A 26,467-nucleotide genomic window follows, 5' to 3' on the forward strand; every position below is an offset into this window, starting at 1 on the left:
ATGTTCACAAATTGAAACTGGCAGTGATTCGAGGGCGCCTTCGCGAGCAGGCTCGCTCCCACACTGGAATGCATTTCCCTGTGGGAGCGAGCCTGCTCGCGAATAGGGACAGCTCGGTCTTTGATCAGACCGAGTAAGTCTTGCCAGTATGGTTATTCAGCGAAATCACCTTGGTCTTGCCAATCCGGTGACGGTAGATCTCGCGCAGGTACTTGATCGACTTCTTCACACAATCGCGCGACAGGCGAATGTCATTGATCGAGACGAACTTGTCCTTGTCGTTGATCAGCTCGCGATACTTCTTCTCGTACATCGGTTTGATCGCGTACCAGTTGGTATCGAGAATCTTCGCCGGGTTTTCGAATTCGTTGAGCAGGTCATCGATGCGGTCTTCGTCGAACTCCTCCTGAATGATGAAATCGAGAATCGAGTTGTCCAGCGTCTCGTCGAAGCGGTACGGGTTCTTCGCGAAGCAGCGCTTGATGAACGCTACGATCAAGGTCAGGAAATCATCCGACAGGCACGGGCTCTTGGCGATCAAGGTAGTCAGCGATAGGTTGGCCGAGGCGCCGATCACCAGTGCGTAACGCTTGAGCGTGGTGTTGGGGAACAGGCTGTTGAGGTGAGTCTTCAACCGGTTCAGGTCCATGTACGACAGTTTGTAGTCTTTTGGCAGCGAGACGATCGACACCACCGACGAGCAGTTCTTGAAGAAGTGCAAATCGTGCAGCGCCGCTGCGTCGTAACCGGAATTCTTGTACTGCTCCAGCGAGGCGCGATAACGCTTGGACTCGATCGGCAACAGGCTGATGCCTTCGATGGCCTGGGTGACCTTGTTGAAGTGCGGCAGATCAATCGAACGGAAAAACAGGTCGTCGATGTTCAGGCGCTGCGGCTCTTTATCGAACACCTTGAACTTGTCGCTGCTCGGCGGCGGGGTTTCCGGCACTACCGATTCGGCGTAGGCAATCGCCACCGGGCCGGCCAGACTCATGAACAGGTCATTGGCATCCAGGCGAATGGTTTCACCGATGTCGATACCGGCGCGGCGGAAGTAATTCTGGTCGTAGTCAGTGGTGACTGCCTGCGCCGTGAGGATGTTGAAGATCTGCTGTGAGATGTACTGGTTGGCGTGCTTCTCCATGGCATTGACATCAATGTTCTGGATGTTGCCGTCATCGCTTTCTTCGGCGTAGCGCATGATGTCGTTGGAGATCAGCATCATCGCGTTCCATGGACGAATCCGCCCCATGACGCTGGCTTCGCTACTGTCCTCGTTAGCGAAGTTGTAAGAGAAATCCCATTCCTCCGACAGGTATTTGCACAGCAGGCGGCCGGCATTGATGTGCAGCGCCTCGGACATTTCGCTGCGGTGATCGGAAATGTTCGGCAGCACGCAGATGCCGCTGGTGAAGATCGGCTCAAACACAAACGAATGACCGCTTTTGCCGTCATGTTCGTCCATCGGTTTGGTGTCGAACGTCTTGTTCATGTACGAGTGCTGCTGGGCCAGGCCAAACTCCGAGGCCATGCCCGAACCGGTACCGCCGCCGGCACTGAAGATCGAAAAGTACAGGCGCGACTGGTTGGCCTTGATGCCGCAGCTGTCGATCAGGTACGAGTGGATCATTTTCCAGTCAGGGCTGGAGAAACGCTGGGTGTCCTTGTTGAGGATGATCTTCGCCAGGTACTGACCGAGGATCGGCGCGTTACCGGCGCCGCCGGCGTGGACTTCGGACAAGTCCATGATCTTCATCTTGCTGTAGTCGCGCAGGAAGCCGCTTTTCTCGCCCTTGCGCGAGAAACGGATACGCCCGGCGATGTCCTTGTCGAGGTCGCCGAGCATCACCAGCGGTTCGACCAGAAATACCGGTTTGGTCGATTTGCTGGGGCCGATGCGCAGGTTGTTCCTGATCCACTGCGCCGGGCTGTAGCCCTTGTCGGCCAAGCGCCGATCAGCCGGGCGATCTTCGTTATTGAATTCGTTGAGATAGAACTTGCGCGCGTTGTACACCAGCTCGGCGACGTCCAGAGCGATGTTGGAGCCGCAGCGACCGAGGCCGATCAGGCACACCGACGGAAACTCCTGATCGTTGTGCTGCTCGTTGTCACCTTCCTGATGCGGTGGGCGCGGGAATACCGAATCGCGCAGGCCGTCGAGATTATCGAGGATGCGGTCGGTATTGGTTTCGGTGAAGTACAGGTACTGCTGGGTCGACAGCGGACGCGAAGGTAGCGCGGGCCTGGATGATGACGTGCTGTTCGCAGCGGGGTTCAGGGTCAGATCGGCTACTGCGCTGGCGGGATTGTTTTTAGAGGTCATGGTGCGCCATTTACCTGGACTGGGTTGGCGTGCCGATCAATGCCGGCGCGCCTCACGGAATGGGATCTCGCGTCTTGTGTGCGCGAATAAGGCCCGGGCGTCGGGGGTGTTGGCCTGTGTGATCGCCGGGCGGAATCCTTTCCTGATCGTTGATGAATCGGCCATGATTCGCTGATCTTTAATGGAAAAGAGGCAAAATGATGTCAACGCTACCTTCGTTGGGGTTTGCCGGAATCGGCCTGATGGGCCTGCCGATGTGCCGGCGTCTGCTGGCGGCGGGTTACCCGCTGACGGTGTGGAACCGCAACCCGGACAAGTGCGCGCCACTGGTTGCGGCCGGCGCCCGACAAGTGGCGAGCCCCGCCGAACTGTGCGCGCACGCCGACATTGTCATGCTGTGCCTGGCCGATACTGCCGTGGTGCGTGAGGTGGTGTTCGGCGCGAGGGGAATTGCCGAAGGTGCGCAGCGCGGCCAACTGCTGGTGGATTTCTCTAGCCTCGAACCGACCGCAACCCGCGAAATGGCTGCCGAACTGGCCGAGAAAACCGGCATGGACTGGCTCGACTCACCGGTCTCGGGCGGCGTGGTCGGTGCCGAGGCCGGCAGTCTGGCGATCATGGTCGGTGGCGATGCGGCGGATCTTGCGCGGGTACGCCCGGTGCTGCTCAGTCTCGGTCAGCGCGTCACGCACATGGGCGGCATTGGCGCCGGGCAGGTGACCAAGGCCTGCAATCAGATGATCGTTGCCTGCAATGCCCTGGTGATCGCCGAAGTGGTCGCGCTGGCCGAGCAGGCTGGCGTCGATGCGAGCCTGATCGCAGAAGCCCTGGCCGGCGGCTTTGCCGATTCGAAGCCATTGCAGATCCTCGTCCCGCAAATGGCCGAGAGTCGTTTCGAGCCGATCAAGTGGCATGTGCGAACGTTGCTCAAGGATCTCGACACGGCGGTGAAGTTTTCCCGCGAACAGGGTTCGGCGACGCCGATCAGCGGATTGGCCGCACAACTGATGCGCCTGCATGGGGCGCAGGGCTTTTTGGCACAGGATCCGGCGACACTGGTGCAAATGTACCGCGCGCCAGACTCAAAGGATTGACCCCGAGCACGGGTTTGCGCTGGTTGATTTCGTCCAGCACCTCCCGTAACTCGTCCAGCGGCACCGGGCGGCTGAGCAGATAGCCCTGAATGAAATCGCAGCCAGAGCGCTCGAGAAACTCGTACTGTTCCAGGCTCTCGACGCCCTCGGTGACGACCTGCAGATGCAGGGTGTGGGCCATGACGATGATCGCCTGGACGATCTCCATGTCCGCCGTGGCGGTGGGAATGTCGAGGATGAACGAGCGATCGATCTTCAGGGTATTGAGCGGCAGGCGCTTGAGGTAGGCCAGCGACGAATAGCCGGTGCCGAAATCATCGATCGACAGCGACACACCGAGGGCGCGGATCTGCCGCAGCAACACCAGCGTGTTGGCGATGTTGCCCATCAAAGCGTTTTCGGTGACCTCCAGCTCCAGGCGTTCCGGCGCTACACCGGCGGTGCGCAACGCGTGTTCGATTTCCTCAGCCAGTTCTTCCCGAGCCAGATTCAGCGGCGAGCAGTTCCAGGCGATTTTCACCTCGGCACACCCATGCCGCGACAGCTCGCCGAGATCCTTGCAGGCGCGGCGCAGCACCCAGTTGTCGAGCTCGGCGATCAAACCATTGTTCTCGGCGATGCCGATAAAGCGATCGGGAGTGAGCAAGCCGTGAACCGGATGCTGCCAGCGAATCAGCGCTTCGAGCTTGGTCACGCGGCCGGTTTTCAATTCGAAAATCGGCTGGTAATAGAGCATCAGCGCATGCTCTTCGCGCAGCGCGCCGCGCAGTTCTTCTTCCAGTTGCAGCTCGAAGCTGGCGCGGGTCTTGAGGCTGGAATTGAAGAAGTGCAGGCCGTTGCGCCCCGCGCCTTTGGATTGATACAGCGCCAGATCGGCGTGTTTGAGCAGCTCCTCGCAAGTCGTGCCGTCTTCGGGGAACAGGCTGATGCCGATGCTGGTAGTCATCACCATGCGGCGGCCGGCCAGTTCGATCGGTTCCTTCATCTTGAGCATGATGCGCTGGGCCATGCCCCGAGCCTCTTCGCGATCGCGCAGGCTGATGAGGATGCAGAATTCGTCACCGCCGAAACGCGCAACCACGTCTTCGTGGCTGCGTACCGAGCCTTTGATGTGTTGGGCGATGACCTTGAGCAGTGCATCACCGGCATCATGGCCGAGGCTGTCGTTGATGCGTTTGAAGTGGTCGATGTCGAGAAACATTACCGCGAGCATGCCGCCCTCGCGGGTCTTCTGGCTGATTTTTTCGGCGAACATCTGGTTGAAACCACGGCGGTTGATCAGGTTGGTCAAAGCGTCGTAATTGGCCGCGTGCTGCAAGGACATGCGCGCCTGATCGAGCTGACTGAGCAGGGCGTTGACCCGGCGCAGATCGTGTTCCTTGTTTTGCAGTTTCTTGTCGGCGAGGGCGGCGCTGATCGCGCTGCCCAGAATCAACAGGATGATCAGCGCCACGGTCAGGGCCAGTTGCAGATGCCCGGTGTCGCCGCCGTTGGCTGCCAGGGCGCCTTCGGGAAGGACCAGATCCAGCGCAGCCATGCCGGTGAAGTGCATGCTGATGATGCCTGCGCCGAGAATCAGTGCTGCGCTGTACTTGAGCAACTGATGCGCTACACCGCTGCCTTCGCTCAGGTACCGGGCGACCCACAGCGCGGCGAAGCTGGCGCCTATGGCAATGACCACCGACAGCGCGAACAGTCCCGGATGATAGTAGACGGTAGCGCTCGACTGCAGGGCGGCCATGCCGACGTAATGCATGCCGGCAATGCCCAGGCCGATGACTGATGCGGTTTTCAGGCAGTGCAGGGCACTCGGTTGCACCTCGCTCAAAGTGTGCATGGCCAGCCAGGAGGCGAGCAGGGCGATCAGCAAGGAGAACAGGGTGATGCCGAGGTCGTACTGAATCTCGATCGGCGCCTGGAAAGCCAGCATGCCGATAAAGTGCATGGCCCAGATGCCGCCGGCCAGGCAGGTCGCGCCGATCCAGCGCCACACGCGGCGTGCCCCTTTATCTTCGGCATGCACTACACGCTCGGCCATGTCCAGGGTGGCGAAACTTGCCGCGCAGGCGACCAGATAGGCGACCATCACCAGCAAGGGGTTGTGGCTGCAATCGAGAAGAACCTGTCCGCTTTGCGGCAGCTCGGCAACAAACTGCAAACCAAGCCACTCCATAGCGCGCCCCGTCTCGGATTCATCTGGCCCGTGCGTCAATCAACGCAAGCGAATGAGAGGAGTATAGAGGCGGTTTTCAGGCTGCAAGTCGTAGTGGCACATTGGTGGTAATGATTTTGCCATTAGCCTCATAGCGTTTCGCGATAAGGCTCAGGCAATGCGCTCCAGCGGCAGGTCGTTCCAGTGCGGCGGCAGAGGTGGCAGGCCATGGGCGGCGCGGGCCTTGTCGCAGTCCGGGTTGTGCTCGCCGTTCTCCCAGGACGCCTCGAACTCGCGGCAGGTGCTTGAGCGTTTGTCGTAGATCGTGCACGCCACGGCGCTGCCGACCTCACCTGCCAGGGATGTGCAGCGCGCCGGTTTGCGGTCGGTGCCGATCATCGCTACCCGACTCGGAGTGATCTGCGAGACCAGTTCATCGGGCACTGTCCCGCCAGCGGATGAACACTCACCCCAGAAAAAAGACACGCGAAAATGGGAACAGCAGGCACCGCAATTCAGACACGGACTGGCTTCGGACATGGGCGGGGGTATCAAAGGGATTGATCGGAAGATCCGGACGGATCCGGCGGCCATTCTAGGCTTTGCCAAGGCATTGGGAAGGGGGGCGCGAAACTATTTTTTTGTCGCCGGATTTTGCCGCGAAAGCCCCGTATGGCGGGGGATTGCTGACTTATCAAGGGCTTACGTTTCTTTACAGTGCGATGGGCTGATATCAGGCTGACGAATGATGACAGACAGCCCCCGCGCCGCTGACTAGATTGCAGGTTCCGGGCTCGAACGCGCTGGCAGTGAAGCCCCATAACAATAAAGAGACGGACCCATGCAGAACTCGACCCAAGCGGCGAATGCCTGGCGCATTCTGTTCCTGCTGTTCCTCGCCAACCTGTTCAATTTCTTTGACCGCACCATCCCGGCGATCATCATCGAGCCGATCCGCATGGAATGGCACCTCAGCGACTTTCAGCTCGGCGTCATCGGCACCGCGTTCACCGTCGTTTATGCGATTGCCGGCCTGCCGCTGGGGCGCATGGCCGACACCGGTTCGCGCAGCAAACTGATGGGCTGGGGCCTGGCGACGTGGAGCGCGCTGACGGCGGTCAACGGTCTGGTCGGCAGTTTCTGGAGTTTCCTCATCGTGCGCATGGGTATCGGCATTGGCGAGGCCAGTTATGCGCCGGCGGCCAATTCGCTGATCGGCGATCTGTTCCCGGCGCACCGTCGGGCGCGAGCCATGGGCATTTTCATGCTCGGCCTGCCGCTGGGGCTGCTGCTGGCGTTCTTCACCATCGGCGCGATGGTCAAGGCGTTCGACAGCTGGCGCGCGCCGTTCTTTATTGCCGCCGTGCCGGGGCTGATCCTGGCGATTTTCATGTTCTTCATCAAAGAGCCGAAACGCGGCGCGGCAGAAGCCGTGCAGGTCTCGCAAGAGAAGGTCGACAGACCGATCCGCCGCGTGCTCGCCGTGCCGACCTTTCTGTGGCTGGTGATGGCCGGGCTGTGCTTCAACTTCGCGACCTATGCCTGCAACTCGTTTCTGGTGCCGATGCTGCAGCGCTATTTCCTCATGCCGTTGCAGGAGGCGGCGGTGGCCACCGGAGTGATTGTCGGCGTGACCGGGCTGGTCGGCCTGACGCTCGGCGGCTGGATCGCCGACAAGATCCACCAGCGCTTCGCCAGCGGGCGGCTGCTGTTTGCCGCGTTCAGCCTGATCATCTCAACCTTGTGCACGGCGTGGGCGCTGCATGCCGGACGCATCGAGATCGGTGTGTTCGTCGCGGTGTTCAGCGTCGGTTGGCTGTTCGCGTACAACTTCTACACCTGCGTGTACACGGCGATTCAGGACGTGGTCGAACCGCGCCTGCGCGCCACGGCGATGGCGTTGTTCTTTGCCGGTTTGTATCTGCTTGGCGGCGGGCTGGGGCCGGTGGTGGTCGGTGGGCTGTCGGATCACTTCGCGCATACGGCGATGGCGGCGGCGGGAGCGGAGCAGATGACCGAAGCGTTCAAGGCAGTCGGTCTGCATGACGCGATGTACCTGATCCCGGTGGCGCTGTTCCTGACCATGGTCTTTCTGTTTCTGGCGGCGCGGTGTTTTGTGCGGGATGCGCAGCGGATGAAGGATGGGTTGGTGGCGGTGGTTGAGCCTGAAATTTCTGCGGCGACTGCTTAGATCAAAAGATCGCAGCCTTCGGCAGCTCCTACATGGGAATGTGTTCCCCCTGTAGGAGCTGCCGAAGGCTGCGATCTTTTGCTTTTGCTTCTGAAATAAAAAAGGCCCGCATCACTGCGGGCCTTCTTGTTTGCAGCGATGGAGCAGGGCGGTTTAACCCGCCACCAGCACCCGAATCGCTTCCAGGCGCAACGCCGCTTTATCCAGCATCGCCAGACCTTGCTCACGCTGAGTGCGCAACGCTTCCAGTTCGCTGTCGCGCACGGTCGGGTTGACCGCCTGCAACGCGGTCAGGCGCGCCAGCTCTTCGTCAGTATCAGCCGCCAGACGACGACGCGCCTCAGCCACACGCTCGGCGTGACGCGGGGCGATTTTTTCTTCGCCGGCGTTGATCCGTGGCGTCAGCTGATCGCGCTGGGCCTGGATGAACTTGTTGGCGCTGGCGCGAGGCACGCTTTCCAGTTGATCGTTGAGGGTTTCGAAGGAAACCCTTGGCGACAGATCGTTGCCATTGGCATCGAGCAGGCAGCGCAGTGCGGCCGGCGGCAGGTAGCGACCCAGCTGCAGCGAGCGCGGCGCGACCACTTCGCTGACGTACAGCAACTCCAGCAACACAGTGCCCGGTTTCAGCGCCTTGTTCTTGATCAGCGCGACGGCGGTGTTGCCCATCGAACCGGACAGCACCAGATCCATGCCGCCCTGGACCATCGGGTGTTCCCAGGTGATGAACTGCATGTCTTCGCGTGACAGCGCCTGGTTGCGGTCGTAAGTGATGGTCACGCCTTCGTCGTCGCCCAGCGGGAAACTGGCGTCGAGCATCTTCTCGCTCGGCTTGAGGATCAGGGCGTTTTCCGAATGGTCTTCGCTGTCGATACCGAACGCGTCGAACAGGGTTTCCATGTAGATCGGCAGGGCGAACTGATCGTCCTGCTCGAGGATCGCCTCGACCAGCGCTTCACCTTCGCCAGCGCCGCCGGAATTCAGTTCCAGCAGACGGTCGCGACCGGTGTGCAGTTCGGCTTCCAGACGCTCGCGCTCGCTGCGCGCTTCGTCGATCAGCGCTTGCCACTCGCCGTCATCCGCTTCTTCGAGCAGCGGCAGCAGGCGCGGGCCGAACTGATGCTGCAAGGCGTTGCCGGTCGGGCAGGTGTTGAGGAACGCGTTGAGCGCTTCGTGATACCACTGGAACAGGCGCTCTTGCGGGCTGGTTTCCAGATACGGCACGTGCAGTTCGATGATGTGTTTCTGCCCGATCCGGTCCAGACGTCCGATCCGCTGTTCGAGCAGGTCCGGGTGCGACGGCAGATCGAACAGCACCAGATGATGGGCGAACTGGAAGTTGCGACCCTCACTGCCGATTTCCGAGCAGATCAGCACCTGCGCGCCAAACTCTTCGTCGGCAAAGTAGGCGGCGGCGCGGTCACGCTCAAGGATGTTCATGCCCTCGTGGAACACCGTGGCCGGGATGCCGGAGCGCACGCGCAGGGCGTCTTCCAGGTCCATCGCGGTTTCGGCGTGGGCGCAGATCACCAGCACTTTGGTGCGCTTGAGCATTTTCAGCTGGTCGATCAGCCACTCGACGCGCGGATCGAATTTCCACCAGCGTTCTTCTTCACTGGCGTCCGGCTGCGCCTGGAAGCTGACTTCCGGATACAGCTCGGCGTGTTCGCCCAGCGGCAGTTCGAGGTATTCGTCCGGGCATGGCAGTGGGTACGGGTGCAGTTTGCGCTCCGGGAAACCCTGCACGGCGGCGCGGGTATTACGGAACAGCACGCGGCCGGTGCCATGGCGATCGAGCAGTTCGCGCACCAGACGTGCGCTGGCTTCGCTATCGCCGTCGTTGACTGCGCTGAGCAGGGCTTCGCCTTCGTTGCCGAGGAAACCGTGGATGGTCTTGTGCGCTTCGGCCGAGAGACGACCCTTGTCGAGCAGTTCCTGAACGGCTTCGGCGACCGGACGATAGTTGTCACTCTCGGCGCGGAAAGCGGCCAGGTCGTGGAAACGGTTCGGGTCGAGCAGGCGCAGACGGGCGAAGTGGCTGTCCTGACCGAGTTGCTCCGGGGTGGCGGTGAGCAGCAGCACGCCAGGGATCACTTCGGCCAGTTGTTCGACCAGCGAGTACTCCGCGCTGGCCTTGTCTTCGTGCCACACCAGATGGTGCGCTTCGTCGACCACCAGCAAATCCCAACCGGCGGCGAACAAGGCGTCCTGAGCTTTCTCGTCATCGACCAGCCACTCCAGCGCGACCAGCGCCAGTTGCGTGTCTTCGAACGGGTTGGTGGCATCGCTTTCGATGAAGCGTTCTTCGTCGAACAGCGCGACCTGCAGGTTGAAACGGCGGCGCATTTCCACCAGCCACTGATGCTGGAGGTTTTCCGGAACCAGGATCAGCACGCGGCTGGCACGGCCGGAGAGCAGTTGGCGGTGAATCACCAGACCGGCTTCGATGGTTTTACCCAGACCTACTTCGTCCGCCAGCAGCACGCGCGGGGCGATACGGTCGGCAACTTCACGGGCGATGTGCAACTGGTGCGCGATCGGCTGCGCGCGCACGCCGCCCAGGCCCCACAGCGAGGACTGCAACTGACGGCTGGTGTGTTCAAGGGTGTTGTAGCGCAGGGAGAACCACGGCAGCGGGTCGATCTGGCCGGCGAACAGACGGTCGCTGGCCAGGCGGAACTGAATGAAGTTCGACAGCTGGGTTTCCGGCAGGGTGACAACTTCGTTCTGCCCGTTGAGGCCGTGATAGACCATCAGCCCGTCGACGTCGTCGACCTGCTGCACGGTCATCTTCCAGCCTTCGAAGTGGGTGATGGAGTCGCCGGGCGAGAACCGCACGCGGGTCAGGGGCGCATTCCGTAGCGCGTACTGGCGGGTTTCGCCAGTGGCCGGGTAAAGCACGGTCAACAAGCGGCCGTCCTGTGCCAGAACGGTGCCTAAACCAAGCTCTGCTTCGCTGTCACTGATCCAGCGTTGCCCCGGTTGATACTGCTGCGCCATGCTGCCTGACTCCCACCTTGAAAAAGCGGGCTATCTTAACGGAATGCGGGCTTCAGGCCAAAGGAATACTGGGGTAGGAGCTGCCGAAGGCTGCGATCTTTTGATCTGTGGGAACACTCGGGTTTGGCGTTGTCCATAAGAGATCGCAGCCTTCGGCAGCCCTACAGGTGCCAAGTGCGTCACAGATTTTCGACCAGTGGCTCAAGGCGCCCTTGCCGCAGCCGATAGCCTGCACACAGGAGACCTTTATATGTTGCCACCGATGCTCCCCTTGAGCGCTGTGCCGATCACTTCCCAGCAGGATCCGATCCGCCAGCGGCCGGACATTCCGCCGGTGGTGCCGGTGCAGGAAAGCTCCAACGAAAGCACGATCGATCTGCAAAAGCGCGATCCTGAAGAGGATGGCCTGTTGCTGCGCGAAGAACAGCGTCGCCAGCAGGAGCGCGAGCGCAGACGCCGCGAGGCGGACGAGGATCCCGAAGAGCATCTGGCCGTGCCAGGCACTGAGCTTAACGCTGACAACACGGTGCCGGTGGTGCCGCTGATAGACGATCAGCCGCGTCAGGGGCTGTGGGTCGATATCGAGATTTGAGCTGCGGCTGGTCAGCGCGTGCGCCAGGCGGCATGATTGGCGCAACCCTGCCGATGATCGGCAGCCGTGATTCCTTTTGCGATGTGCCGGACGCCATGAGCCAAGACGACAAACTGATCGACCTCAGTACCGAACGCGCCAAGCGCGTGCATGACCTCAACGAGAAGCGGTTGAACGAAGTGCGCCAGGCCTTCGAACAGGCCATGCCGTTGGGAAAGTCCAAGAAAAAGTCAAAGAACAAACCGAAAAAGCGTTGATCTCCCGCTGCATTCATTGATGCAGGTCAGTTATTTCCCCTCCTTTATTTCCCTTCCTTGCGGATATTGATCCCGGTCAATGTGTGCGTCTGTGTGTTTGGTAACTTGAACCCATCGCAGCAAAGCAGGGCCAGGAGGCCAGTCATGTTTTTCGATAACGTGGTGTTTGCCGGGGTTCTGACGGTGGGGCTTATGGTGCTGTTTTTTGCAGGGTTTGGATTTTTTATCTGGAAGGATGCGCATAAACGGCGCAAGTGAGTTCTTCTGGATTGATGGGCACGCAAGGCATTTTGGGGCGACTTCGGTTGCCCCTTTTTTTTGGCCGTGGCGGCCTTTGGGCCGACCAGGCTGTTGGGGTTTTGGGTGAATATCCGTTGCTTCGGTAGCGGCTGCTGGCGGTTTCGCCTGACGGCGACTTACTTTTTTACAAGCGCCTAAAAAAAGTAAGCAAAAAAACGCTTGCTCCTGCGTTCGGCCCTCGCAGGCTCGGGTTCCTTCGCTCCGGGACTGATCCGGGCGCAGCGGCTCCGGTTTGCTTCGCTGCACCTACACTCGCTGTGTACGACTGCGCCAAACGGTCGCTGCGCTCCCACGCCCGGATCAATCCCTCCACTCAGCCTTCCGACGTCGCCCGTGGATCAAGATCAAAAGCGATACTCGAGCTAACGCTCATCGTGTAGGAGCTGCCGAAGGCTGCGATCTTTTGCTTTTGCTTTTCTGTGGGAGCGAGCCTGCTCGCGAAGGCGGCCTGACAGCCGACCTGTTTCTTGCGGTTGTACCCAATCCAACTGTAGGAGCTGCCGAAGGCTGCGATCTTTTGATCTGGCTTCTGCTTCTGCTCTGGCTTTTGCTCTGGCTTTTGATCTTTTGCCCCTTCGGCAGGCTGCGCCCGGATCGGTCCCGTAACGAAGGAACCCCGAGCCCCAGCGAGCGGGCCGTACGCCGGGGCAAAGCCTTTTGGGTTACCTTTTTGGCGTCTGAAAAAGGTGACTCGCTGTAAGAGCGAAACCGTCAGCGGCAGCACCCGCAGAAACGGATATGCCCCCAATCCAATAACAAAAAAGGCGTGATCCTCACGAATCACGCCCTTTTCCAATCAACAGCTAACGATCAACTGCCCAGAGCCTTCGAAGCCAACCAGAACAACCCGGCCGATAGCGCCACAGTCGCGGGCAAGGTCAACACCCAAGCCAGCAGAATCGTCTTCACCGTGCCACCCTGCAGGCCGCTTTTATTGGCAACCATGGTCCCGGCGACACCCGAAGACAACACATGAGTGGTCGAAACCGGCAGGCTGAAAATATTGGCCATGCCGATCAGACTGGCGGTGGTGATCTGCGCCGACATGCCCTGGGAATAGGTCATGCCCTGCTTGCCGATCTTCTCGCCAATGGTCAGCACCACGCGTTTCCAGCCGACCATGGTACCCAGGCCCAGTGCCAGAGCGACCGCCAGAATCACCCAGAACGGCGCGTATTCAGTGGTGGTGGTCAGGTCTTTGCGCAGCTTGTCCAGGTCGGCCTTTTCACGGGCTTCCAGGCCAGGCAATTTGCCGACTTTCTTCGCCGTGTCGTCCAGGCAGAGCAGGTAGCGACGCACTTCGATGCGGCTTTCCGACGACAGCGAATGGTAGTCCGCTACGCCTTTGAGGGTGTGCAGCAGGGCGGCGATGGTCGGTTCGGTCTGCTGCGGGTTGCAGCGGAATTTCTCCGGCAGATCGCCTTCGACGCTTTTGCCCAGTGCCAGGAATTCACCCAGCGAATCGGCGTTGCGCTGGTAGAACTGACTCAGGTGCAAAGTCGCGTCGCGGGTGCGTTCGATCTGGTAGGTGGTGCTGTTCAGGTCGAGGACGAACTGCGCCGGCACGATACCGATCAGCACCAGCATGATCAGGCCGATGCCTTTCTGACCGTCGTTGGAACCGTGTACGAAGCTCACGGCCATGGCCGAGATCACCAGGACCAGGCGATTCCAGAACGGTGGGTGCTTCTTGTCGTCGATTTTGCGGCGCTGTTCCGGTGTCTTGTGCATCTTCGACAGGGGGCGCCACCACTTCAGACCGATCAGCACCAGCGCGGCGATGAGGAAGCCGGCCATCGGCGAGAACACCAGCGAGGCGCCGATGTCGATCGCTTTCTGCCAGTTCACGCCATCTCTCAACGGGATGTCATTGATCAATGCGTTGGCCAGGCCGACACCGAGAATCGAGCCGATCAGGGTGTGCGAGCTGGAAGCCGGGATACCGAAGTACCAGGTCCCCAGGTTCCAGGCGATTGCCGCGGCGAGTAACGAGAAAACCATCGCCAGGCCATGGCCGGTGTTCACATTGATCAGCAGTTCAACCGGCAGCAGATGGACGATGGCATACGCTACCCCCACGCCGCCCAGCAGCACGCCGAGGAAATTGAACACACCGGAAAAGAACACCGCCAGGTGCGGCGGCATGGCTTTGGTGTAGATAACAGTGGCTACCGCGTTAGCGGTGTCATGAAATCCATTGATGAACTCGAAGGCGAGGACAAACGTCAGGGCGAGCAAGAGGCTCACAAGCACCCAAGCATCCAGTCCGCTGAATAAATCGATCATGAAGGTTTTCTGACCCGGTCGTAAGGGGGCGCGATTATGCCAGAAAAGACAGGAAATCGATGCCCTGTCTGCTCACTGGTCACACTCTTGTTCGATTTAATTTGTTGCAGAGCGTGAAAACCAAGCGCTGTACAGGGTTTTACAACTTGTTGATTTTACTGATTAAATCCATTTTTACAGGCGATTTTGTCGACGCCGCCAAGGCTCAAACGTTTGTCTGAAATATCTCTGAAACCTGTGGGACGCTCGTTTACAACCAGCAAAATGGCGATGCTGCCGCCGCCCGCGAGTAGCGGGCGCGCGCGATGTCGTCTTGCCACCGCGGTGTGGCTCAGGGGGTCGCCCACAGACGAACGTTCAACAGCCGTGGCTCATGGCTCTTCGGCTTTGAGTTCCTTTGCGATTTTTTCGATTTCCTGCTTGAACACCTGATCCTGAACGGTCGGGCGCTTGCGCCATGCCTTGCGTTCCGGTTCCGGCTGGGCGGCGTAGGTGGTGACTTCCCCGCCGTAAACTTCCTTGTAACGTTGTTCCTGGCGCTCGAGTTCCGCGCGCAGTTCGTCTTTTGTCACGGTTGCTACCTGTATGAGTCGAATTGAATATCCGGTGAAACGCACTGCAACGAACGCAATGAACGAACTTGCCAGTCAGCCACGGCCCGATCAGGCAGGGTGACATTGCAAAGGCGATCAAGACTTCCTTGTTACAGGCGGCTACGGCACCAGATTGAAAATGACGCAGCATCAGTTTCCTGTTTCAGCGAGCGCTGGCGTTGCATGCGTAATGAGCGCCAGGCGCTGGCCGGGGCTGAAGCGAAAGGCCTCGTTCAGCGGGTCGCGGACTGTTGATTAAAGCGCCGCCACCTGGGTGCATTATAGCGGTCGATTCGGGAATGACTATCTTTGCCAAGTTAAAAACGGTTCCGAATGTGTGATCGTTTTGTTGCTGCAACTTTTGTTGCTAGTTAAGTGTAAAGACAGCGTTATTGGCAGGCGATCTGTTTTTGGCGCCATTAACTCGAACAACTAAGACGCACTTTGTTGTGAGCAGAATCGATAAAGTTGGTTCAACTCAAAGCTCGAACGCTCGATTGCGATTATCGGTCGGCCGTCCGATAATCGCCCAATGTTGATGTCTCCATGCTTGTGCATCGGGCGGTGAGCCGTTTGACTAGCCATTGATGCGGGCCGGACAAGGACAAGAAATGAACGATCAAATGCGCAACTCCTTCACTTCCGTGGCGCCGCCCATCGTCGCCTCACCGGCCAAACGCATCCAGGCGCTGACCGGTGACCCGGATTTCATGACCTCGCTGGCCCGTGGCCTGGCGGTGGTGCAAGCGTTTCAGGAGCGCAAACGCCATCTGACCATTGCGCAGATCAGCCACCGCACGGAAATCCCCCGCGCCGCCGTGCGCCGTTGCCTGCATACCTTGATCAAGCTCGGCTACGCCACTACCGACGGCCGCACGTATTCGTTGCTGCCGAAAGTGCTGACCCTGGGCCACGCTTATCTGTCTTCGACGCCATTGGCCGTATCCGCCCAGCCATACCTTGACCGCATGAGCGAGCAACTGCACGAAGCCTGCAACATGGCGACGCTGGAGGGCGATGACATTCTTTACATCGCCCGCTCGGCGACCACGCAACGGCTGATTTCCGTGGATCTTTCGGTCGGCGGGCGGCTGCCGGCGTATTGCACATCGATGGGGCGGATTCTGCTGGCGGCGCTGGACGACACGTCGCTGGGCGAGTACCTCGACCACGCCGAACTAGTGGCCAAGACCAGTCGCACGATCCACACGCCCCAGGCTTTGCTTGAATGTCTGCAACAAGTACGGCAGCAGGGCTGGTGCATTGTCGACCAGGAACTGGAGCAGGGACTGCGCTCGATCGCCGTGCCGGTGTACGACGCGTCCGGGCAAGTGGTGGCGGCGCTCAATGTCAGCACTCACGCCGGACGGGTCAGCCGCGCCGAACTGGAGCAGCGCTTTCTGCCGGGCCTGCTCAGTGCCAGTCGCGACCTCAGTGCGCAGTTGTTCGCCTGAGGAAGCTGTTCGATAAACGCACAGTGTTGCGTTTATCGAATTGACGCTAAAACCCTCGGATCATTAATGTCGCGGCAGCGTCATCCGGCACTCTCCATCGCGCCGAATGCTCGACCACCATAATAATGACAAGAGGCAACTCACCATGCGCTCGCTCCCTGACTGTCTGCATTTCACCCGTTGTTGCCGGGTTTACCGCAACGCCTGATTACAACCTTCTATTCTTGTGACCGTGCCTTGCCTTGGCCGGCCGCCGTTCGACTGCGTTTTTTACGTGGAATAAAAATAATGAACCAGCCTCAGTCCGCTGTGGGTAACTGCCTCGACGTGCAGACCTTCATCAATGCCCAACCGATCTCGCGCTATCAGTGGCGGGTGGTGATTCTGTGTTTCCTGATTGTCTTTCTCGACGGCCTCGACACTGCCGCCATGGGCTTCATCGCTCCGGCACTGTCGCAAGACTGGGGTATCGATCGCGCCAGTCTCGGCCCGGTGATGAGTGCCGCGCTGATCGGCATGGTCTTCGGCGCACTGGGCTCCGGCCCGTTGGCTGACCGCTTCGGGCGAAAAGTCGTACTCGTCGGTGCGGTGATTCTGTTTGGCGGCTTCAGCCTCGCGTCGGCGTACAGCACCAACGTCGAGCAACTGTTGGTGCTGCGCTTCCTGACCGGGCTCGGTCTGGGTGCGGGAATGCCCAACGCCACGACGTTGCTGTCGGAATACACTCCGGAGCGCAAGAAGTCGCTGCTGGTGACCAGCATGTTCTGCGGCTTCAACCTCGGCATGGCCGGCGGCGGATTCATTTCCGCAAAACTCATCCCGGCGTTCGGCTGGCACGCCCTGCTGATGATCGGCGGGATCCTGCCGCTGATCCTTGCTGTGGTGTTGCTGTTCTGGTTGCCGGAATCGGCGCGCTATCTGGTCGTGCGCAACCGTGGCAGCGACAAAGTGCGCAAGACCCTGGCGCCGATCGACCCGATTACCGTGGCCCGAGCGTCGAGCTTCAGCGTGCCGGAACAGAAAACCGTCAAGGCGCGCAATGTGTTCGCGGTGATTTTCTCCGGTACCTACAGCACGGGCACCTTGCTGTTGTGGCTGACCTATTTCATGGGCCTGGTGATCGTGTACCTGCTGACCAGTTGGCTGCCGACGCTGATGCGCGACAGCGGCGCAAGCATGGAGCAAGCCGCGTTCATTGGTGCGTTGTTCCAGTTTGGCGGCGTGTTGAGTGCGGTCGCGGTGGGTTGGGCGATGGACCGCTTCAATCCGCACAAGGTCATCGGCATTTTCTACCTGCTCGCCGGAGTGTTTGCCTACGCGGTGGGCCAGAGCCTGGGCAACATCACCTTGCTGGCGACGCTGGTGCTGGTGGCGGGCATGTGCGTGAACGGCGCGCAATCGGCGATGCCGTCGCTGGCGGCGCGGTTTTACCCGACCCAAGGCCGTGCGACTGGCGTGTCGTGGATGCTCGGCATCGGCCGCTTCGGCGCGATTCTTGGTGCGTGGATGGGTGCAACTTTGCTCGGCCTCGGCTGGAATTTCGAGCAGGTGCTGACCGCGTTGGTGATTCCGGCTGGATTGGCCACGGCGGCGGTGCTGATCAAAGGCATGGTGAGTCATGCGGATGCCACCTGATACTTCCTTGTAGAGCGAAAAGATCGCAGCCTTCGGCAGCTCCTACATTTGAAATGCGTTCTCCTGTAGGAGCTGCCGAAGGCTGCGATCTCTTGCCGGCGACACGAACCGATAGGGAAGCAACAATCCGTTCGATAAACGAACGCTCAGTCGATTATCGGATTGTCTGGCGATTTTCCCAGGCTTAATCTTCAGTGACTCCGGCGCTCAACCTCGCGCCTTTTTATCACTGGCGATTCCTTACAAAGAAACAGGAGCCCGCTCCATGGCTGAGATCCTTTCGCTGCACGACGCGGTGAAGCAATTCGTCAACGACGGCGACACCGTCGCCCTCGAAGGCTTCACTCACCTGATCCCTACGGCAGCGGGTCATGAAATCATTCGTCAGGGCAAGAAAGATCTGACGCTGGTGCGGATGACGCCTGACCTGATCTACGACCAACTGATCGGCGCCGGTTGCGCACGCAAACTGATTTTCTCCTGGGGCGGCAACCCGGGTGTGGGCTCGCTGCACCGTTTGCGTGACGCGGTCGAAAAGCAATGGCCGCACGCGCTGGAAATCGAAGAACACAGCCACGCCGACCTCGCCAACGCCTACGTCGCCGGCGCTTCCGGCCTACCGTTCGCGGTGCTGCGCGCTTATGCCGGCTCCGATCTGCCGAAGGTCAATCCGCTGATCAAAACCGTGACCTGCCCGTTCACCGGCGAAGTGCTGGCGGCGGTGCCCTCGGTACGCCCCGACGTTACCGTGATCCACGCGCAGAAGGCCGACCGCAAGGGCAACGTCCTGCTCTGGGGCATTCTCGGTGTGCAGAAAGAAGCCGCGCTGGCCGCCAAGCGTTGCATCGTCACTGTTGAAGAAATCGTCGACGACCTCAACGCGCCGATGAACGCTTGCGTACTACCGACCTGGGCCTTGAGCGCGGTCTGTCATGTGCCGGGCGGTGCACATCCGTCCTACGCCCACGGTTACACCGAGCGTGACAATCGTTTCTATCAGGCGTGGGATCCGATCGCTCGCGACCGTGAGACGTTTACCGCGTGGATCGACGAATACATCCATGGCTGCGCTGACTTCAGTGAATTCCAGGCCAGGTTGGCCGCTGCTTCGGAGGCCAAGCAATGACTTACACCACCAATGAAATGATGACCGTCGCCGCCGCCCGCCGCCTGAAGAACGGCTCGGTGTGCTTCGTCGGCATCGGCCTGCCGTCGAAAGCCGCCAACCTCGCGCGCCTGACTTCATCGCCCGATGTGGTACTGATCTACGAGTCCGGCCCGATCGGCGCCAAGCCGAGCGTGTTGCCACTGTCCATCGGTGATGGCGAGTTGGCCGAAACCGCCGACACTGTAGTGCCGACCGGTGAGATTTTTCGCTACTGGCTGCAGGGCGGGCGCATCGACGTCGGTTTTCTCGGCGCCGCCCAGGTCGACCGTTTCGGCAACATCAACACCACCGTGGTCGGCGATTACCACACGCCGAAAGTGCGTCTGCCGGGCGCCGGTGGCGCGCCGGAGATTGCCGGTTCGGCGAAAAGCGTGCTGATCATCCTGAAACAGTCGGCGCGTTCGTTTGTCGACAAACTCGATTTCATCACCTCGGTCGGTCACGGCGAGGGCGGCGATTCGCGCAAACGTCTGGGCCTGCCGGGCGCCGGGCCGGTGGGGATCATCACCGACCTGTGCATCATGGAACCGGAGGAGGGTACCAACGAGTTCGTGGTCACCGCGTTGCATCCAGGCGTGACCCGCGAGCAAGTGGTCGCCGCTACTGGTTGGGCGATCCGTTTTGCCGACTCCGTTGAAACCACCGCTGAGCCGACCGACGTCGAGCTGACCGCGCTGCGTGATCTTGAAGCACGCACCGCTGCCGCCCACGGTCAGGCACCGGGAGAAGCATGATGCGTGACGTTTATATCTGCGACGCGATTCGCACTCCCATCGGCCGTTTCGGCGGCGCACTGTCCGCCGTTCGCGCCGATGACCTGGCCGCTGTGCCGATCAAGGCTTTGATGGAGCGCAATCCATCGGTGGAGTGGAATGCAGTCGATGAGGTGTTCCTCGGCTGCGCCAACCAGGCCGGCGAAGACAACCGCAACGTTGCGCGCATGGCGCTGCTGCTGGCGGGCCTGCCGGACAGCGTGCCGGGGGTGACCCTCAATCGCCTGTGCGCTTCGGGCATGGACGCGATCGGTACCGCATTCCGTGCGATTGCCAGCGGCGAGATGGAGCTGGCGATCGCCGGCGGCGTCGAGTCGATGTCCCGTGCGCCGTTCGTGATGGGCAAGGCTGACGCGGCGTTTTCGCGCAACATGAAGCTGGAAGACACCACCATCGGCTGGCGTTTCATCAACCCGCTGATGAAGGCGCAGTACGGCGTCGATGCGATGCCGCAAACCGCCGACAACGTCGCCGACGACTATAAAGTGTCGCGCGAAGATCAGGACGCCTTTGCCCTGCGCAGCCAGCAACGCACGGCTGCTGCCCAGGCTGCCGGCTATTTCGCCGAAGAAATCGTCGAAGTGCGCATCGCCCACAAGAAAGGCGAAACCGTGGTCAGCCAGGACGAACATCCGCGTGCCGACACCACGATCGAAGCGCTTGCCAAGCTGAAACCGGTCAACGGCGCTGACAAAACCGTCACTGCCGGCAATGCCTCCGGGGTCAACGATGGCGCCGCGGCACTGATTCTCGCCTCAGCCGACGCAGTGAAAAAACACGGTCTGACCGCCCGCGCGAAAGTGCTGGGCATGGCCAGTGCCGGTGTCGCGCCACGGGTGATGGGCATCGGCCCGGTGCCGGCGGTGCGCAAACTGACCGAGCGCCTCGGCGTGGCGGTCAGCGATTTCGACGTGATCGAACTCAACGAAGCGTTTGCCAGCCAAGGCCTCGCGGTATTGCGCGAGTTGGGCCTGGCGGACGATGCGCCGCAGGTCAACCCGAATGGCGGCGCGATTGCCCTCGGTCACCCATTGGGCATGAGCGGCGCGCGGCTGGTGCTGACCGCCCTGCACCATCTGGAAAAGACCGGTGGCAAGAAAGGTCTGGCGACCATGTGCGTCGGTGTCGGCCAGGGTCTGGCGCTGGCCATCGAACGCGTCTGACGCGCTGCGGCACTTTTAAGAATTGAGGAAAGCGAAATGACTGACAAGCCTGGTTACCGTCGCCCACAGGCAGGCACTCAGCCTGACTACCTGCACCCGACGTATCAATCCACCAACCTGCGCTCGCCGTCCAAGCCTTTGGTGTACCTGCCCCATTCACTCTCGGAAATCACCGGGCCGACCATCGGTGCCGAGCACATTGCCGAGAAGGACAACGACCTGACCGCACAGCACGAAGGCGAGCCGTTGGGCGAGCGTATTATCATTCACGGCCGTGTGCTCGACGAAAACGGCCTGCCGGTGCCGGGGATTCTGGTGGAGATCTGGCAGGCCAATGCCGCCGGCCGCTACAACCACGCCCGCGACCTGCACGATGCGCCGCTGGACCCGAACTTCACCGGCACCGGTCGCACCGTCACCGATGCCGACGGCTGGTACCAGTTCCAGACCATCAAGCCCGGCGCCTATCCGTGGGGCAACCACCACAACGCGTGGCGCCCGGCGCACATCCACTTTTCCCTGTTCGGGCCGAGCATCCTCACCCGACTGGTCACGCAAATGTACTTCCCGGGCGACCCGTTGCTGGCTTACGACCCGATCTACAACTGCGTGCCGGACACTTCGGCCAAGGAACGCCTGATCGCTGCTTTCGATCTGGAAAAAACCATTCCGTCCTACGCCCTCGGTTACCGCTGGGACATCGTGCTGCGCGGCCGTGATGCCACGCCGATGGAGAAATGACATGACCTTGACCGCGACCACGTCCCACACCGTCGGGCCGTATTACCACATCGGCCTGACCTGGCTGAACCGCGAAACCCTCGCCAACGAGCTGACCCTTGGCGAGCGCGTGGCGATCACCGGCCAGGTGCTGGACGGCAACGGCGATGTCGTCAACGATGCCATGCTCGAAGTCTGGCAGGCCAACGCCGCCGGCAAGTACGACCACCCGGAAGATCAGCAGGACAAACCGCTCGACCCCAATTTCGAAGGTTTCGGCCGGGTGCCGGTGGACGCCGAAGGGCGCTTCCGTTTCACCACGATCAAGCCCGGCACCGTGCCCGGGCTGAAAGGCTCGACCCAGGCGCCACATCTGGTGGTGCTGGTGTTTGCCCGAGGCCTGGTCAAGCACTTGCTGACGCGGATTTATTTTGAGGGTGAACCGGCGAACGCTGATGATCCGTTGCTCGAATGTGTACCGGCGGAGCGTCGCGCAACGTTGCTGGCGAAACAGGATGCATCCGCTGTTTACCAGTGGAATGTGGTTCTGCAGGGCACTGATGCCGAGACGGTGTTCTTCGATTATTAAAGAACACCACTCATCCCCTGTGGGAGCGAGCCTGCTCGCGAAAGCGGTGGGTCAGCCAGCACACATGTCGTCTGGCACTCCCTCTTCGCGAGCAGGCTCGCTCCCACAGGGGAACGATCGATACTGGATGTGGAACGGGACTGTTGCAAAGTATGTCTAGACTGTGACTGTCCCTATCGAGTGAAAAAACAATGACAACGGCCACCTCTCATTACACCGGTGAAGAGCGCAGCAAGCGCATCTTCGCCATTGTCGGCGCTTCGTCCGGCAACCTCGTCGAATGGTTCGACTTCTACGTCTACGCCTTCTGCGCGATCTATTTCGCCCCGGCGTTCTTCCCCTCCGACAACCCCACCGTGCAACTGGTCAACACCGCTGGCGTGTTCGCTGCCGGGTTCCTGATGCGCCCGATTGGCGGCTGGATCTTTGGCCGCGTCGCTGACAAGCACGGACGCAAGAATTCGATGCTCATCTCGATTCTGATGATGTGCTTTGGCTCGTTGCTGATCGCCTGCTTGCCGACCTACAAGGACATTGGCGTCTGGGCGCCGGTGCTGTTGCTGTTCGCGCGATTGCTGCAAGGTTTGTCGGTGGGTGGCGAGTACGGCACCACCGCGACTTACATGAGTGAAGTTGCACTCAAGGGCCAGCGCGGTTTCTTCGCCTCGTTCCAGTACGTGACGCTGATTGGCGGGCAACTGCTGGCGGTGTCGCTGGTGGTGGTGCTGCAACAGTTCCTCACTGAAGAGGACCTGCGTGCCTACGGCTGGCGCATACCGTTCGTGGTCGGTGCGGTGGCGGCGCTGATTTCGCTGTTCCTGCGTCGTTCGCTGAAGGAAACCACCAACGAAGAAACCCGCGCGCACAAAGACGCGGGTAGCATTACCGCACTGTTTCGCGATCACAAAGCGGCGTTCATCACCGTGCTCGGTTACACCGCTGGCGGCTCGCTGATTTTCTACACCTTCACCACCTACATGCAGAAATACCTGGTGAACACCGCGGGCATGCACGCCAAGACCGCCAGCTACATCATGACCGGCGCGCTGTTCCTCTATATGTGCATGCAACCGCTGTTCGGCATGCTCGCCGACAAGATCGGTCGGCGCAACTCGATGCTCTGGTTCGGCGCCCTCGGCACGCTGCTCACCGTGCCGATTCTGCTCAGCCTGAAAAGCATCAGCAGCCCGTTTCTGGCGTTTGTATTGATCACCCTGGCGCTGGCGATCGTCAGTTTCTACACCTCGATCAGCGGTCTGGTGAAAGCCGAGATGTTCCCACCCGAAGTACGTGCCCTTGGTGTCGGCCTGGCTTACGCGGTGGCCAATGCAATCTTTGGCGGCTCGGCGGAATTCGTTGCCCTGAGCCTCAAGGCCGGGGGCATGGAAAACGCCTTCTACTGGTACGTGACGGCGATGATGGCAGTCGCCTTCCTGTTCAGTCTGCGTTTGCCCAAGCAGGCGAAGTATTTGCACCACGATCTGTAAATTCATGTGCGCGGGCTGCAAGGCCCGCGCCGGCAAGGACTGTTTATGACTCAGCGACCGGGCAATCAATTGTTCGATGCCTACTTCACCGCCCGCGATATGCGCGAGGTGTTCTGCGATCAGGGCCGGGTGCAGGCGATGCTCGATTTCGAAGCGGCGCTGGCCCGGGCCGAAGCACGGGTCGGATTGATTCCTTCGTCGGTCGTAGCGCCGATTGCGGCGGCATGCGATGCGCGCCTGTATGACTTCGCCGCGCTGGGCGAGGCGATTGCCACGGCCGGCAATTCGGCGATTGCGCTGGTCAAGGCGTTGGGCAAACAGATTGCCGCGACCGATGCCCAGGCCGAGCGCTATGTGCATCTGGGTGCGACCAGCCAGGACGTGATGGATTCCGGGCTCGTCCTGCAATTGCGTCAGGCGCTGGTGCTGATCGAAAGCGAACTGGCGCAACTGGCCGACTCGCTCGCCGCCCAGGCACAACGTTTCGCCACCACGCCATTGGCCGGGCGTACCTGGCTGCAACACGCAACGCCGGTGACCCTCGGCATGAAAATCGCCGGCTGGCTGGGCGCCGTGACCCGCAGCCGTCAACGTCTGCAAGAACTGAAGCCGCGGCTGCTGGTGCTGCAATTCGGTGGCGCGTCCGGCACGCTCGCGGCACTTGGCGAACAAGCGTTGCCAATCGCGCAAGCCTTGGCCGAAGAGCTGCAACTGAACCTGCCAGAGCAACCGTGGCACACCCAGCGTGATCGCATCGTCGAGTTCGGCGCGGTGCTCGGTTTGATCGCCGGCAGCCTCGGCAAATTCGGCCGCGACGTCAGCCTGTTGATGCAGACCGAAGCGGCGGAAGTGTTCGAGCCGGCAGCACCGGGCAAGGGCGGTTCGTCGACCATGCCGCACAAGCGCAACCCGGTCGGCGCGGCAGTGCTGATCGGCGCGGCGACGCGGGTGCCGGGGCTGGTCTCAACGCTGTTCAGCGCCATGCCCCAGGAGCACGAGCGCAGCCTTGGTTTGTGGCATGCCGAATGGGAAACCCTGCCGGAGATCTGCTGCCTGGTGTCCGGTTCGTTGCAGCAGGCGCGCTTGCTCGCCGAGGGCCTGGAAGTCGACGCGGCGCGCATGGCGCGCAACCTCGAATTGACTCAAGGGCTGGTGCTGGCCGAAGCGGTCAGTATCGTCCTCGCCCAGCGTGTTGGCCGCGACACCGCGCATCATCTGCTCGAGCAGTGCTGCAAACGCGCGGTGGCCGAGCAGCGCCATTTGCGTGCGGTGCTCGGTGACGAGCCGCAAGTCACCGGCGAACTGAGCGACGCTGAGCTCGATGATCTGTTGAACCCCGCGCATTACCTCGGCCAGGCCCACGTCTGGGTCGAGCGCGCGGTGGCCGAACACAACGCTTTGACTGTCTGAAGGAGAGGGCTGTGGCTTTCGTACAACTCGCCGATGGCGAACTGCACTATCAAATAGAAGGCCCGGTCGATGCACCGGTGCTGGTGCTGTCCAACTCGTTGGGCACCGACCTGCACATGTGGGATACGCAGATGCCGGCGCTCGTCGAGCATTTTCGCGTGCTGCGTTTTGACACGCGCGGCCATGGTCAATCGCTGGTCACTGAAGGGCCGTACAGCATCGAGCAACTGGGCCACGATGTACTTGGCCTGCTGGATGCGCTGCACATCGAGCGTGCGCATTTCTGCGGACTGTCGATGGGCGGATTGATTGGCCAGTGGCTGGGGATCAACGCCAGCCGTCGTCTGCATAAGCTGATCGTGTGCAACACGGCGGCGAAGATCGGCGATCCGTCGGTGTGGAATCCGCGCATCGAAACGGTATTGCGCGATGGCCCGGCAGCGATGGTTGAGTTGCGGGACGCCTCGATTGCGCGCTGGTTCACGCCGGACTTTTCCGCGGCACATCCGGCAGTTGCGAAGAAGATCACCGACATGCTCGCGTCGACTGATCCACAAGGTTATGCGGCCAACTGCGCAGCGGTGCGCGATGCCGATTTTCGTCAGCAACTCGCTTCGATCAATGTGCCGTTGCTGGTGATTGCCGGCAGCGAAGATGCGGTGACGCCGCCGTCCGGGGGGCATTTCATTCGCGACAACGTGCGCGGCGCCGAGTACGCCGAGTTCCACGCGGCACATTTGTCCAGCGTGCAGGCTGGCGCCGATTTCAGCGAGCGTGTGCTGGCGTTTTTGCAGGCTCAGTGAGGAAGATTCTGTGGACGAGAAACAACGTTACGACGAAGGCATGCAAGTGCGCCGCGCGGTGTTGGGCGACGCCCATGTCGATCGCAGCCTGACCACGCTGACCGAATTCAACTCGGAATTCCAGGAGATGATCACCCGCCACGCCTGGGGCGACATCTGGACCCGTCCGGGCCTGCCTCGGCACACCCGCAGCCTGATCACCATCGCCATGCTGATCGGCATGAACCGCGAAGGCGAACTGAAACTGCATTTGCGCGCGGCGGCCAATAACGGCGTGAGCCGGGGCGAGATCAAAGAAGTGATCATGCAGAGCGCGATCTATTGCGGCATCCCGGCGGCGAATGCGACGTTTCATCTGGCCGAATCGGTGTGGGATGAACTCGGGGTTGAATCCCGCGAGTGAGGTTGTTGCCACTGACGCCTTCGCGAGCAGGCTCGCTCCCACATTGGAATGCATTTCCCTGTGGGAGCGAGCCT

23 protein-coding genes are annotated in these 26,467 nt (G+C 60.8%); 16 read left to right on the forward strand and 7 right to left on the reverse strand.

Going from position 1 to position 26,467, the window contains the following annotated elements:
* Nucleotides 1-124: 124 nt before the first annotated feature.
* Nucleotides 125-2,323 (reverse strand): hypothetical protein, encoded by a 2,199-nt coding sequence (locus tag VNV36_RS20740; protein ID WP_325720047.1) that lies wholly within the window; start codon nucleotides 2,321-2,323, stop codon nucleotides 125-127.
* A gap of 197 nt (nucleotides 2,324-2,520) precedes the next feature.
* Between VNV36_RS20740 and VNV36_RS20745 the strand changes: the two genes are divergently transcribed.
* Nucleotides 2,521-3,417 carry an NAD(P)-dependent oxidoreductase gene (locus tag VNV36_RS20745; protein WP_325720049.1) on the forward strand — a complete coding sequence of 299 codons (897 nt, stop codon included), beginning with the start codon at nucleotides 2,521-2,523 and terminating at the stop codon, nucleotides 3,415-3,417.
* Here VNV36_RS20745 and VNV36_RS20750 read toward each other — a convergent pair.
* Complete coding sequence (locus tag VNV36_RS20750) at nucleotides 3,308-5,590, reverse strand: putative bifunctional diguanylate cyclase/phosphodiesterase (protein ID WP_325720051.1); 2,283 nt, start codon at nucleotides 5,588-5,590, stop codon at nucleotides 3,308-3,310. The two genes, VNV36_RS20745 and VNV36_RS20750, sit on opposite strands and share 110 nt — an antisense overlap.
* A 150-nt stretch (nucleotides 5,591-5,740) precedes the next feature.
* The gene (locus VNV36_RS20755; RefSeq protein ID WP_325720053.1) at nucleotides 5,741-6,109 is read right to left on the reverse strand and encodes a YkgJ family cysteine cluster protein; all 369 of its coding nucleotides are present in this window, start codon (nucleotides 6,107-6,109) and stop codon (nucleotides 5,741-5,743) included.
* 301 nt (nucleotides 6,110-6,410) lie between these two features.
* Here VNV36_RS20755 and VNV36_RS20760 point away from each other — a divergent pair, with 301 nt between their 5' ends.
* A complete protein-coding gene (locus VNV36_RS20760; protein WP_325720055.1) occupies nucleotides 6,411-7,760 on the forward strand; it encodes a spinster family MFS transporter in 1,350 nt (449 codons plus the stop codon).
* 153 nt (nucleotides 7,761-7,913) lie between these two features.
* On the opposite strand, the gene rapA is transcribed toward VNV36_RS20760, so the two are convergent.
* Nucleotides 7,914-10,760: an RNA polymerase-associated protein RapA gene (gene rapA, locus VNV36_RS20765; RefSeq protein WP_325720058.1), complete on the reverse strand. Its 2,847-nt coding sequence runs from the start codon at nucleotides 10,758-10,760 to the stop codon at nucleotides 7,914-7,916.
* A 250-nt stretch (nucleotides 10,761-11,010) separates the two neighbouring features.
* Here rapA and VNV36_RS20770 point away from each other — a divergent pair, with 250 nt between their 5' ends.
* From VNV36_RS20770 to ccoM, 3 genes are all read left to right on the forward strand, one after another.
* Nucleotides 11,011-11,352, forward strand: a complete 342-nt coding sequence (locus VNV36_RS20770; protein ID WP_325720060.1) for an aspartate-semialdehyde dehydrogenase — start codon at nucleotides 11,011-11,013, stop codon at nucleotides 11,350-11,352.
* A 32-nt stretch (nucleotides 11,353-11,384) separates the two neighbouring features.
* Nucleotides 11,385-11,609, forward strand: coding sequence for a hypothetical protein (locus VNV36_RS20775; protein ID WP_325720292.1), 225 nt, complete (start codon nucleotides 11,385-11,387; stop codon nucleotides 11,607-11,609).
* Nucleotides 11,610-11,753: 144 nt separating this feature from the next.
* Nucleotides 11,754-11,867, forward strand: a complete 114-nt coding sequence (gene ccoM / locus VNV36_RS20780; protein WP_016771346.1) for a cytochrome c oxidase subunit CcoM — start codon at nucleotides 11,754-11,756, stop codon at nucleotides 11,865-11,867.
* 355 nt (nucleotides 11,868-12,222) lie between these two features.
* Here the strand turns inward: ccoM and VNV36_RS20785 are convergent, their stop codons facing one another.
* From VNV36_RS20785 to VNV36_RS20795, 3 genes are all read right to left on the reverse strand, one after another.
* Entirely contained in the window at nucleotides 12,223-12,693 is a 471-nt protein-coding gene (locus VNV36_RS20785; RefSeq protein WP_325720063.1) for a hypothetical protein, read from the reverse strand.
* A gap of 26 nt (nucleotides 12,694-12,719) precedes the next feature.
* The gene (locus VNV36_RS20790; protein WP_325720065.1) at nucleotides 12,720-14,195 is read right to left on the reverse strand and encodes an inorganic phosphate transporter; all 1,476 of its coding nucleotides are present in this window, start codon (nucleotides 14,193-14,195) and stop codon (nucleotides 12,720-12,722) included.
* A gap of 371 nt (nucleotides 14,196-14,566) precedes the next feature.
* Nucleotides 14,567-14,767: a hypothetical protein gene (locus tag VNV36_RS20795; RefSeq protein WP_325720067.1), complete on the reverse strand. Its 201-nt coding sequence runs from the start codon at nucleotides 14,765-14,767 to the stop codon at nucleotides 14,567-14,569.
* A gap of 632 nt (nucleotides 14,768-15,399) precedes the next feature.
* On the opposite strand from VNV36_RS20795, the gene pcaR reads away from it, so the two are divergent.
* The 11 genes from pcaR to pcaC all read left to right on the forward strand — a co-directional run bounded on the left by pcaR (nucleotide 15,400) and on the right by pcaC (nucleotide 26,393).
* On the forward strand, nucleotides 15,400-16,242 hold the full coding sequence (pcaR, locus tag VNV36_RS20800) for a pca regulon transcriptional regulator PcaR (protein WP_325720069.1): 843 nt from the start codon (nucleotides 15,400-15,402) through the stop codon (nucleotides 16,240-16,242).
* A 288-nt stretch (nucleotides 16,243-16,530) separates the two neighbouring features.
* Nucleotides 16,531-17,877 carry a 4-hydroxybenzoate transporter PcaK gene (gene pcaK / locus VNV36_RS20805; protein ID WP_325720071.1) on the forward strand — a complete coding sequence of 449 codons (1,347 nt, stop codon included), beginning with the start codon at nucleotides 16,531-16,533 and terminating at the stop codon, nucleotides 17,875-17,877.
* A 265-nt stretch (nucleotides 17,878-18,142) separates the two neighbouring features.
* A complete protein-coding gene (locus VNV36_RS20810) occupies nucleotides 18,143-19,003 on the forward strand; it encodes a CoA transferase subunit A (RefSeq protein WP_325720073.1) in 861 nt (286 codons plus the stop codon).
* Nucleotides 19,000-19,779 carry a CoA-transferase subunit beta gene (locus VNV36_RS20815; RefSeq protein WP_325720075.1) on the forward strand — a complete coding sequence of 260 codons (780 nt, stop codon included), beginning with the start codon at nucleotides 19,000-19,002 and terminating at the stop codon, nucleotides 19,777-19,779. The genes VNV36_RS20810 and VNV36_RS20815 overlap by 4 nt, the downstream gene beginning before the upstream one ends.
* Nucleotides 19,776-20,981, forward strand: coding sequence for a 3-oxoadipyl-CoA thiolase (gene pcaF, locus VNV36_RS20820; protein WP_325720077.1), 1,206 nt, complete (start codon nucleotides 19,776-19,778; stop codon nucleotides 20,979-20,981). The genes VNV36_RS20815 and pcaF overlap by 4 nt, the downstream gene beginning before the upstream one ends.
* Before the next feature lie 36 nt (nucleotides 20,982-21,017).
* Nucleotides 21,018-21,722: a protocatechuate 3,4-dioxygenase subunit beta gene (pcaH, locus tag VNV36_RS20825; protein ID WP_325720079.1), complete on the forward strand. Its 705-nt coding sequence runs from the start codon at nucleotides 21,018-21,020 to the stop codon at nucleotides 21,720-21,722.
* 1 nt (nucleotide 21,723) lies between these two features.
* Complete coding sequence (pcaG, locus tag VNV36_RS20830) at nucleotides 21,724-22,290, forward strand: protocatechuate 3,4-dioxygenase subunit alpha (RefSeq protein ID WP_325720081.1); 567 nt, start codon at nucleotides 21,724-21,726, stop codon at nucleotides 22,288-22,290.
* Between the two features lie 191 nt (nucleotides 22,291-22,481).
* Nucleotides 22,482-23,777, forward strand: a complete 1,296-nt coding sequence (locus tag VNV36_RS20835; protein WP_325720083.1) for an MFS family transporter — start codon at nucleotides 22,482-22,484, stop codon at nucleotides 23,775-23,777.
* Nucleotides 23,778-23,822: 45 nt separating this feature from the next.
* Nucleotides 23,823-25,187, forward strand: a complete 1,365-nt coding sequence (locus VNV36_RS20840) for a 3-carboxy-cis,cis-muconate cycloisomerase (protein WP_325720085.1) — start codon at nucleotides 23,823-23,825, stop codon at nucleotides 25,185-25,187.
* An 11-nt stretch (nucleotides 25,188-25,198) separates the two neighbouring features.
* Nucleotides 25,199-25,990, forward strand: coding sequence for a 3-oxoadipate enol-lactonase (pcaD, locus tag VNV36_RS20845; RefSeq protein WP_325720087.1), 792 nt, complete (start codon nucleotides 25,199-25,201; stop codon nucleotides 25,988-25,990).
* Between the two features lie 10 nt (nucleotides 25,991-26,000).
* A complete protein-coding gene (gene pcaC, locus VNV36_RS20850; RefSeq protein ID WP_007917093.1) occupies nucleotides 26,001-26,393 on the forward strand; it encodes a 4-carboxymuconolactone decarboxylase in 393 nt (130 codons plus the stop codon).
* Nucleotides 26,394-26,467: the final 74 nt, after the last annotated feature.

This window comes from Pseudomonas sp. (genome assembly GCF_035554175.1).
In the GTDB taxonomy this organism is placed as follows: Bacteria; Pseudomonadota; Gammaproteobacteria; order Pseudomonadales; family Pseudomonadaceae; genus Aquipseudomonas.

Bases quoted from the DNA above. Each gene is read 5' to 3' on its own strand.
- VNV36_RS20740 (WP_325720047.1), bottom strand. From the start codon at position 2,323: ATGACCTCTAAAAACAATCCCGCCAGCGCAGTAGCCGATCTGACCCTG.
- VNV36_RS20745 (WP_325720049.1), top strand. From the start codon at position 2,521: ATGATGTCAACGCTACCTTCGTTGGGGTTTGCCGGAATCGGCCTGATG.
- VNV36_RS20750 (WP_325720051.1), bottom strand. From the start codon at position 5,590: ATGGAGTGGCTTGGTTTGCAGTTTGTTGCCGAGCTGCCGCAAAGCGGA.
- VNV36_RS20755 (WP_325720053.1), bottom strand. From the start codon at position 6,109: ATGTCCGAAGCCAGTCCGTGTCTGAATTGCGGTGCCTGCTGTTCCCAT.
- VNV36_RS20760 (WP_325720055.1), top strand. From the start codon at position 6,411: ATGCAGAACTCGACCCAAGCGGCGAATGCCTGGCGCATTCTGTTCCTG.
- rapA (WP_325720058.1), bottom strand. From the start codon at position 10,760: ATGGCGCAGCAGTATCAACCGGGGCAACGCTGGATCAGTGACAGCGAA.
- VNV36_RS20770 (WP_325720060.1), top strand. From the start codon at position 11,011: ATGTTGCCACCGATGCTCCCCTTGAGCGCTGTGCCGATCACTTCCCAG.
- VNV36_RS20775 (WP_325720292.1), top strand. From the start codon at position 11,385: ATGATTGGCGCAACCCTGCCGATGATCGGCAGCCGTGATTCCTTTTGC.
- ccoM (WP_016771346.1), top strand. From the start codon at position 11,754: ATGTTTTTCGATAACGTGGTGTTTGCCGGGGTTCTGACGGTGGGGCTT.
- VNV36_RS20790 (WP_325720065.1), bottom strand. From the start codon at position 14,195: ATGATCGATTTATTCAGCGGACTGGATGCTTGGGTGCTTGTGAGCCTC.
- pcaR (WP_325720069.1), top strand. From the start codon at position 15,400: ATGAACGATCAAATGCGCAACTCCTTCACTTCCGTGGCGCCGCCCATC.
- pcaK (WP_325720071.1), top strand. From the start codon at position 16,531: ATGAACCAGCCTCAGTCCGCTGTGGGTAACTGCCTCGACGTGCAGACC.
- VNV36_RS20810 (WP_325720073.1), top strand. From the start codon at position 18,143: ATGGCTGAGATCCTTTCGCTGCACGACGCGGTGAAGCAATTCGTCAAC.
- VNV36_RS20815 (WP_325720075.1), top strand. From the start codon at position 19,000: ATGACTTACACCACCAATGAAATGATGACCGTCGCCGCCGCCCGCCGC.
- pcaF (WP_325720077.1), top strand. From the start codon at position 19,776: ATGATGCGTGACGTTTATATCTGCGACGCGATTCGCACTCCCATCGGC.
- pcaH (WP_325720079.1), top strand. From the start codon at position 21,018: ATGACTGACAAGCCTGGTTACCGTCGCCCACAGGCAGGCACTCAGCCT.
- pcaG (WP_325720081.1), top strand. From the start codon at position 21,724: ATGACCTTGACCGCGACCACGTCCCACACCGTCGGGCCGTATTACCAC.
- VNV36_RS20835 (WP_325720083.1), top strand. From the start codon at position 22,482: ATGACAACGGCCACCTCTCATTACACCGGTGAAGAGCGCAGCAAGCGC.
- VNV36_RS20840 (WP_325720085.1), top strand. From the start codon at position 23,823: ATGACTCAGCGACCGGGCAATCAATTGTTCGATGCCTACTTCACCGCC.